This window comes from Plectonema cf. radiosum LEGE 06105 (assembly GCF_015207665.1).
Taxonomy (GTDB): domain Bacteria; phylum Cyanobacteriota; class Cyanobacteriia; order Cyanobacteriales; family Nostocaceae; genus Rivularia; species Rivularia radiosa_A.
On sequence record NZ_JADEWL010000208.1, the window covers coordinates 1 to 8923 of the forward strand.

The 8923-nt window shown below is 35.8% G+C and carries 9 protein-coding genes; 1 reads left to right on the top strand and 8 read right to left on the bottom strand.

What is annotated here, in order from left to right; genetic code table 11:
- Positions 1-334 (top strand): hypothetical protein (locus tag IQ247_RS30070; protein ID WP_228060181.1); only part of this gene is annotated, 334 nt, incomplete at its 5' end.
- 35 nt (positions 335-369) lie between these two features.
- Here the strand turns inward: IQ247_RS30070 and IQ247_RS30075 are convergent.
- From IQ247_RS30075 to IQ247_RS30110, 8 genes are all read right to left on the bottom strand, one after another.
- Positions 370-1182, bottom strand: a complete 813-nt coding sequence (locus tag IQ247_RS30075; protein ID WP_193925623.1) for a DUF1838 domain-containing protein — start codon at positions 1180-1182, stop codon at positions 370-372.
- Between the two features lie 65 nt (positions 1183-1247).
- Positions 1248-1454, bottom strand: coding sequence for an exodeoxyribonuclease VII small subunit (gene xseB, locus IQ247_RS30080; RefSeq protein WP_193925624.1), 207 nt, complete (start codon positions 1452-1454; stop codon positions 1248-1250).
- 92 nt (positions 1455-1546) lie between these two features.
- Positions 1547-2779: an exodeoxyribonuclease VII large subunit gene (xseA, locus tag IQ247_RS30085; protein WP_193925625.1), complete on the bottom strand. Its 1233-nt coding sequence runs from the start codon at positions 2777-2779 to the stop codon at positions 1547-1549.
- Positions 2780-2852: 73 nt separating this feature from the next.
- A complete protein-coding gene (locus tag IQ247_RS30090) occupies positions 2853-4598 on the bottom strand; it encodes an ATP-binding cassette domain-containing protein (RefSeq protein WP_193925626.1) in 1746 nt (581 codons plus the stop codon).
- An 85-nt stretch (positions 4599-4683) separates the two neighbouring features.
- On the bottom strand, positions 4684-5625 hold the full coding sequence (locus tag IQ247_RS30095; protein WP_193925628.1) for a DUF4351 domain-containing protein: 942 nt from the start codon (positions 5623-5625) through the stop codon (positions 4684-4686).
- Positions 5626-5699: 74 nt separating this feature from the next.
- On the bottom strand, positions 5700-7448 hold the full coding sequence (locus IQ247_RS30100; protein ID WP_193925629.1) for an ABC transporter ATP-binding protein: 1749 nt from the start codon (positions 7446-7448) through the stop codon (positions 5700-5702).
- Positions 7449-7511: 63 nt separating this feature from the next.
- The gene (locus IQ247_RS30105) at positions 7512-7904 is read right to left on the bottom strand and encodes a DUF1636 domain-containing protein (protein ID WP_193925630.1); all 393 of its coding nucleotides are present in this window, start codon (positions 7902-7904) and stop codon (positions 7512-7514) included.
- Between the two features lie 53 nt (positions 7905-7957).
- On the bottom strand, positions 7958-8923 hold a 966-nt coding region (locus tag IQ247_RS30110), incomplete at its 5' end, for an iron-siderophore ABC transporter substrate-binding protein (RefSeq protein WP_193925632.1).

The following is an 8923-nucleotide window of genomic DNA, read 5'->3' on the forward strand; positions in this document are numbered from 1 at the left end:
CCCCCATCCCCTTGTTCCCTTGTCCCATATCATGATTAGAACCTGTTACTCTTGGATACACACCCTAGCATTAGCGAGTCAATATAATCCACCGAGATTTGTAGAATTAATCATGCTAGGTATGGCATTAATAATGCTGACAATTTCGACGTTTATCGCCGATTTGCCTTACTTAATTTTGGGCTTAAGTTTTGTAATAGGCGCATCAATTTCTATATTAGTAAGAGAGGCAATTGCTCCAACTCCTCAAACACGAGTGACGAAACTAACAGCTTTCTTTCTACTCGCTGTTAGCCTTTACGGTTTTGCTGACTTACTCAAATATTTTTACTAATCTTTACTAATTTTTACTAATTCTCCCCATCACCTCTAATCTTCCCCTACCATCAAGGGAAATCTTTCTCCAGCAAGATAAGCATCAAAGTATTTTTGAAAGTACAGCCAAGAAGTCATATCTTCGCCTTCTTTAAATGACTTTGGCGCATTTTTATAACTAGGTACACGGTTGTTAATTTCATCTTGTAGTAGTTGTGGTAGTTCCGACAAACCCTTTACTTTACTACCATAAGCACTGTAAATTAATTGTCCAGGATTGTTACCCATTTTCATCCAGGGAACCCATTGTCCGATTCTATCCCAGCTAAGTTTGAGTTGAGTTACTGAAAGTAATTCCGGATTCAATAAATCTGCTGTGGGAACCGATATTTTAAATAATTCTGCTGCTTGATAGGTTTCTTGGGGACTGTATTCGGCAAATTTGGGATTTTCTGCTAACGGATTGGGGTAAGTAGGAAATATATCAAATACAAAAGTTGTTGTATCACCTTCTATTTGAGCGGGAAATTTACCTTTAAAATAACCGTTGACGGGATTATTCGCAACGTGCATTACTGTTACTGTTTCTCCGGTAAAAGGATTCTCCCATTTATGCAATATTTCTTCTGTTTCTGGATGGAGATAGTAAGTCAATTCCCTAGATGTAAAATCCCAACTTGCTTCTTCATGGAGAATACATCTCCCTACACTTACCCCCAACATTTTAAATAATAATTTACGCTTTTCACCGGGTACAAAAGCATAAATATTACCTTTCCAAGTCAAAAAAGTTGATTGAGAATCATCGAGAGAACAACGTGTTTTTACCCAATCTTGGGCTGAATATTCTTGAGTTTGAAAAACCATTGTAGTTATCAGTTAACAATTATTAGTTATCAATAATCAATTTACGATATTTTAAGTCCGAATTATCAAGGTTCATTGTCTTTTAGCGTTTCAATCATTAAATCAACTTGTTGCTGTTGTTTTTGTAAAAATGTTTCACATTCGCGCAAAGATTTTACAGCAGTGCTAAATTGTTCAAATACTTCTTCTAATTGTAATTCTCCTGCTTCAATGCGAGATATTATGGTTTCGATTTCTGTTACTTTAGTTTCGTAATTCCAGTTTTTTTCCATAGTTTTTTTTTATTGTTAGGTTGTTTCTGGCGGTTGAAACCGCAGCTACACAGGCAAAACCCACCTGCGTGGGTTGTTTTAATCTTTAATCTTTAATCTTTTATTTTTATAACTTTTACTTTCGCTGCACCTTGATTTAATTGAATTAATAATTCTTCTCCTATATTTAATTCTGATGCATTACGAGCAATACTTCCATTTTCTTTTCTTACCACTGCATAGCCGCGTTGTAAAACTGCCCTAGGGTTTAAAGTTATCAATTTTTGTCGCAATACTTCTAATTGCTGTTTTGATGTTTGTGACTTGGAATTGACTGCTTGCAAAAGCTTTTCCCGCTTCCAACCCAAAGCAGTTATTTCTTGTTCTACCTGCTTATCCAATCGCGATCGCTGTAATTGATTCTTCAGTGTTTTTACTTTGTCTTGAGCTATTCTTACAGAATAATTTACTACTTCTGATAAAACTGCAACGCGATCGCAATGTTGATTATACAAATTATCAAGGGATGGTACAACTATTTCTGCTGCTGCTGTGGGAGTATGAACGCTTTTGTCTGCGACTAAATCTGCTAAAGACTCATCCCGTTGATGTCCGATACCAGTAATTATGGGGATTGGACAATCGGCGATCGCTCTGACTACTCGTTCATCATTAAAGCAGGCTAATTCTTCGGTTGCACCACCTCCCCTTGCTAAAATCAAGACTTCCGCACGTCCATCATTTTCCACTCGTTGAATTGCTTTGACTATGGAATCCGGTGCTTGTTCTCCTTGTACCGTCGCAGGGGAAAATAAGATATGTAAACCGGGATACCGAGCCTTCAGTGTTTTCTGGATATCACCCCAAGCAGCAGCAGTTGGTGAAGTTGCGATCGCGATCGTTTGTGGATGAGTCGGAAGCGGTTTTTTTCTTTCGTCGTCGAATAAACCTTCTGCCATCAAACGGTTTTTTAATTGTTTGTAGCGTAATGCTTGTAAACCTTCACCGGCAGGTATAGCTTGCCACACAGTAAGTTGATATTCTCCCCGCGCCGGATACAGTCGAATACTGCCTAAAACAATTAATTGCTCGCCAACAGTGGGTATTTGAGCAAGTTTTGCGATTTGTCCCTTCCAGGTGACGCATTTAATAGCAGCATCACCATCAGTATCTTGTAAAGTAAAAAATAATCCCGCACGATGGTTATTAATACTAGAAACTTCACCAGTGACCCAAACTTGTCGTAAAATGGAATCGGATTCTAAAAGTGATTGGATGTAGTTGGTTAAACCAGCTATGGAAAGAGCAGAATCGGGGATTAGAGAGTTTGTTTGTTGGGAATTCATTGTTTTCGGTTAACAGTTATTTCTTGATAATAAAACTTACAAAAGAAAATAACAGATCGATAATGTAGAGACTTCAAAAACTAGCAATACGACCTTTATCAAGAAAAATTACCTGGTTAGCGCGATCGCGTAGCCATTGATTGTGGGACACTATTAAAATAGTTGGTTGCCATTGAGAATTATTTTGTTTATCTAACAACCGCGACCATAATTTTTCCTCTGTCTCTATATCCAAAGCGCTAGAAATATCATCAAATACTAGTAATTCTGGTTGACGGATTAAAGCACGAGTAATAGCAGCACGTTGCAATTGACCACCCGAAAGACGTACCCCTTTATATCCTACAAGAGTTTCTAATCCTGAAGGCATATCTGCAACATCTTCGGCGAATACAGATGTGTGGAGTGCTTTATCGATATCATTTTTTGTCGCTTCCCAGCCCAGAAGTAAATTATTTTGTAGAGTTTGGCTAAATAATTGGGGAATTTGAGGTGTATAAGCGCTGCGGGGAGGTGCAAAAAAGCTTGCAGGGTCATCTATTAAATAATCGTTCCAATAAATTTTACCTGATTGTAGGGGCAATAATCCTAATAAAGTCCGCAGTAAAGTTGTTTTTCCCGCACCAATACCACCAGTAATTACAGTTAAACTACCCCTTGGTAAAAAAAAGCTAATGTTTTCGATTCCTTGGTCAGTTCCTGGGTAATGGTAGGTCAGATTTTCAATAGTTAATTCTTGCAGTGATGAAAAATTTTGCGGTAATGTTTTTATTTGAGGTAGTTGTTGCTTTTGCCCAAAAATGTCATTTAGATAAAGTGGTTGTGGAGCTACTATCAAAGCTGAGTTATGATTTTTTATTAAGTCTGCCATTCTTTCAAATGATACTTCTGCCTGTTTTGATGAGGCAAGGAATTCTCCTAAAAAAGTTATGAAATCAGTGACAAAAGCCAAATAATAAACGAATAAAGCAAAATTTCCGACGCTTAAATTACTCGTACCTTGTTGTAAAAAACTTGCCGCAGTCAGTAAAACAATTCCCGTACCCAAATTAACTAAATTTTGAAAGTTAGAATTTAATATTGCCGTAAATAATTGGTCTTTTAATACGGCTTTGCGACGTTGTTCGTTTAATTGTTGAAAGTGGCTAATAAGTAAAGTTTCCGCTCCAGCAACTTTAATTGCTTGAACTGAATTAAATATTTCTCCTATTAAACCTGTAACTTTTACCGTCGCAATGCGGCTAGTACGACGATAGCGTTTAATTCGCTTTCCTATTTGCTGAATTACAATAATCACTAAAACTAAAGGTAGAAAAACTAAAACAGTCATTTTCCAATTAATATTAGCCAGAATAATTAAAGAAGTGAAAGCAAATATGGCAGCATTAAAAATTTCCGCAGTTCCGACTACATTATCTTCAATGAGTTCGATATCATCACGGAAATAGCTAATTAATTCTCCCTGACTTACAGGTAAAGACATTGCACCGGGACGCTTGAGAATAGCCTGTAATAAATTATGGCGTAATAAAGCACTCATCGTGAAGCGATGTTGAGTTTTGGTCAAGCGACCGATGAAAATAAATATTACTCTTCCCAATCCGGTCGCTAGTAAAAATATAATTAATATTGTCGGAGAAAAATTATATTTTGTTTCACCTGTAAGAGTATTAAAAAATTCTCGGATGATTAATCCTGGTAATATGGGAAGCCCCATAATAAATAACCAAAAAAAAGCATCTATTAAATATAGTCTAGGAGTATAGCGAATCATTCGCCATAAAAGTTGCCAGATATTGGGTTGTTGATTGGAATTCATATGATTTTTAGAATTTTCAATATAATAAATGCGGTAAGCGTTGCTATACCGCATTAACAAAATAGTTTTTTGTTGAAAAAATTATTTACGCTGTTTGATTTGTTTGCAACCAATTTAATAAATCATCAATTGTCGCAAAATCCAACAAAGCTTCACCAAGGTTTTCTATCTGCTCTAAAGATAGACTTTGAATTTGTTTAATTACCTCTTGCGGCAATTCTCCAACCCTTCTTTGTAGTTGTCGTATTACAAGTTCTTGTTGTCCCCGTTCATAACCAATACGCTCGCCCGTGGTAATATAACTCATAGTCCGCTCCTGCTCAAACTCCTTAAATTCTTGCCAAAATTCTGCTTCCAAGTCTTCTGGTAAAATCATAACCCAATCGATAAATCGATACAGGTTACGAATGTCTCTTTCCTCAAATCCTAATTCATACAGCCTACGAATCAAACTTAATTTCCAAGTTTTGCGTTCCCCAGATTTTTTATTCGTCTCCTGTGTTTTCAAATGTGCCATTACAACAGTTGCAAATGGATTATCGCTATTCTCTAATTCCGTCCAGCGATTTCGATAATCAAGCAACTTGACGGTTCCAAATTCAAAAATATGTCTGGTATCGGGATAATTATAACTGTATTGGTTTGGTCGCCAATTTGGGTCTGTATCACACAATATTGCTAAACTAATTGCGGGTTTGGCAAATTTATCGAAAATTCGCAGGTTGTAGGTAAACATTCTTTGAGGAAAGATGTCTTCTGGTGTCGCTTGGATTTCGATGTGAATTAACAACCACATTTCTTTCCCTTCTATGTGCCAAACTTTGACTAATTTATCTGCATATCTTCTTCCTTGTTCGGATTCGCGAGCGATTTTTTGAAATTCTTTATCAAGGAATTCGTAAGGACGTTCCCAATCTATTAATGCTGCTGTTCGAGGAAAGAAAAATTGCATTGCTTGGGGAAAATATGCTTCTAAAATTTCCTTCCAAGGACTATCATTATCTGCTCTTTGTATTTCTTTATTCATAATTGAATGAGTAGATGCTTTACCCGTTATACCTAAATATTCAGATTTTATCTATAACTATTTTACTGAATTATTCAATATATTTTTGTTAATAATTGCGAAAAATGAGAAGAAGTATTGTTAATTAAATCTTGATATGAACCATATTCAATTGTGCGTCCATTATCTAACATTAATATTTGATTTACTCGTTGTAGAGTTTGTAAACGATGAGCAATAATTATTACCGTGCGTCCTGTTAATAATTTATCTATTGCTACTTCTAAATATTGTTCGATTTTTGAATCAAGACGAGAAGATGCTTCATCAAGAATTACTAAACTGGGATTTTTGAGAAATACTCTTGTAAAGGCTAGTAATTGTGCTTGTCCAGCGGACAATCCACCGCTTTCTGATGTTAAGTATGTATCTAATTTATGAGGAAGAGAATATAACCATTTAGTTAAACCTAATCCATCTAAAACATCAAGAATTTGTTCGTCACTGATAGCTGAATTGAAGAAAGTTAAATTGTCACGGACTGTGGCTTGAAAAAGTTGAACATCTTGGGTAACAACTCCAATGCGTGCTTGTAATTCTTTTGTAGATATTTGTCCAATCGGAATATTATTGAACCGAATATTACCTAATTGCGGTTGATAAAAGCGTAATAGTAAGCGGGTAATTGTGGTTTTTCCGCTTCCGGTACGTCCTAAAATTCCTAAAACTTGATTTGGTGCTAAGTTAAATGAAACATCATTTAGTACCCATTGATTTGAATCTTTATTATTTAAATCATAATTAAAATGAACATTCTCAAATTCTATCGATAAAGCACCATCATTAAGTACATTACCACTAATATGATGATTAATTCCTTGTGGTATTTGTAATAATTCTTGAATGCGATAAATACTTGCTTCCGCTTGTTGAAAATCTTCTAATTGCTCGCGGATTTTCTCTATCGGCTCTTGCAACAAATTAGTATAGTAAAATAAAATATATGCCGTACCAATAGTAATCGCCTGTTGATTCCATAAATAAGCAGCTATTCCCAAGGCTAAAGCATTACCTAAAGTAAATAAACCAACTGTAGTCCCCCATAAAGTAGTTGCTGCTAGACGAGCTTTATAGTAAGTAGATTGCCAACGTTGTTGAAACTGATGAAAGCGGTACATTACATAATTAACAGCACCGTTAGCCTGGATATCTTCTAAACCTGCGATATATTCACCAATAAAACCGAAAAACTCAGCGCTAACTTGACGGTAATTAGTCCAAGGAATGATTGCTAGGGGACGCAAACTGATCAAGGTAGTTAGTGCGATCGCGCTAAAAATACTCAAGCAAGTACCAGCAAGCCAATTTTGTAAAAAAAGCACTATCAATATACCCAAAAGTAAAATAATATTGCCAATAATATCAATTATGAATTGTGAGAAAAAACGCGACAGAGCGTTTACATCACCATCAACTCGTTCGATAATTTCTCCAGGTGTACGAGATTTATAAAAGGAAAAATTAAGGTAAAGACAATGGGTAACTAAATCGCTGCGGAGAGCATTTGTAGCTGTCCAAGCAACATTTTCACCTAGATATTTAGCACAGATAAAAAATAGTTGAGTCAGAAGTGCAACCGCAATAAAAACAAAAGCCGCAATGTCTAGTTTTTGAGTAGAACCACCAGCAACAGCAGTATCGATGAAATAGCTCATAATTTGCGGGTTGATAAGTTGTAAAGCAATAGTAGAAAGTAAGGTTAAAGTTAACCAAATTACTCGGCTTCTTTGTGGTAGAAGATATTTTTTGAGAAGACTACTGTAAAATTTGAGGGGAATATTCATGATTAGTTTTAGAATTGTCTATCTAGAAGCGCGATAGACATAGTAAAAATTAAAAAATGAATTTTAAATAGGTTTTTTAGCTTCTGGTACTGGTGGAATACGCACAAGTAAATTTGATTTAAGTTGTTCTGGCATTTTCGCAGGTAAAACATAACCATCTTCACTTTGTTCATATAGTTCGCGGAATTTAAACAGGTCGGAAACAATATTTTGCACGGGTAAATCCACAAAATGATATGTATACTTTCCCGGACAGGTGAAAGTGACACAACAAGGACGATTGCACGTCCATAAACAACCTACTGCTTGTATATTAAGATTGCAATCGGTTGAATCATTTTTTTGTGCTTCTAGCAATTTTAAAAGCAGTTGATTACCTTCAGCGCGTTCGTCTGCTTCTTCGTGGTCGATAATAGCACTACATGATTTACAAACAAATAAAGTATGAAGTTTCATAGTGGTGAAGATTTAAAAAACATCTATGTGAATCATCAAACCCGGTGGAGAAGTTAGGGTGTTTCGACAAGGTATTTAAACAAATCATCAACAATAGCATTTGCAGCTAAAACCCCGCTTCCAATCCAGTAATCGGGAACTACATATACTTTATTTTTCTGCACTGCTTTTAAACTCTGCCAGAGCGGATTTGATTGGAGTTCTTCTAGTTTCTCTTGGGCTTTTTGATTTTTTTGAGAAGTATTTCCATAAGTCCAAATAAATATAACATCACCGTCTGCTTTTTCTATCAGTTCGTTACTAATAGAAGCTTGATTTTCATTACCATATAGCTTTTTGGCAGCGGAAATACCAATATCTTGAGATTCGGGACGAGATAATCCAGCATCCTGTAAAACTATACCGCAGAAAGAATCCCGTAAATAAAGGTTGATACTATCGGGATAAACCCGCACTACAGAAACTTTAATTGTTGCAGGATTATTACCCATTTGCTGTTTAAATTCTTCTAAACGACGGTAATATTTATCCATTACTTGTTTTGCAGCTTTTTCTCTATCTAGTGCCGCACTGAGTTTGTTAAACATCTCTTTCCACTGACCGCCATGTTCATAATTAAACAGCACCGTCGGCGAAATTTGTGAGAGTTGTGAATAAATTGATTGTTGAGCATCATACCCTAAAATCAAATCTGGTTTGAGAAGAACGGTACTTTCTAAATTCGGTTGACCAAATTCTCCAATATTCTTCACTTGTGCAAAATTATCTTTCAAGTGAGATGAATTATCAACAGCAGTAGCAATAGATTTAACTCCTAGTGCGATCGCATTTTCAAAAGCAGTAGAATCGAGAGTCACAAGTCGTTCAAAGTTTTGAGGAACGCAAGTTTTACCTATAGCGTGTTTTATGACACGACAACTCTCTGTAGAATTACTATCAATTTTACTTGATTTCAAAATATTGCTGTTGCAAGCTGATACCATAACAACTATTAAGATACCAGACACAAACAGCAATAC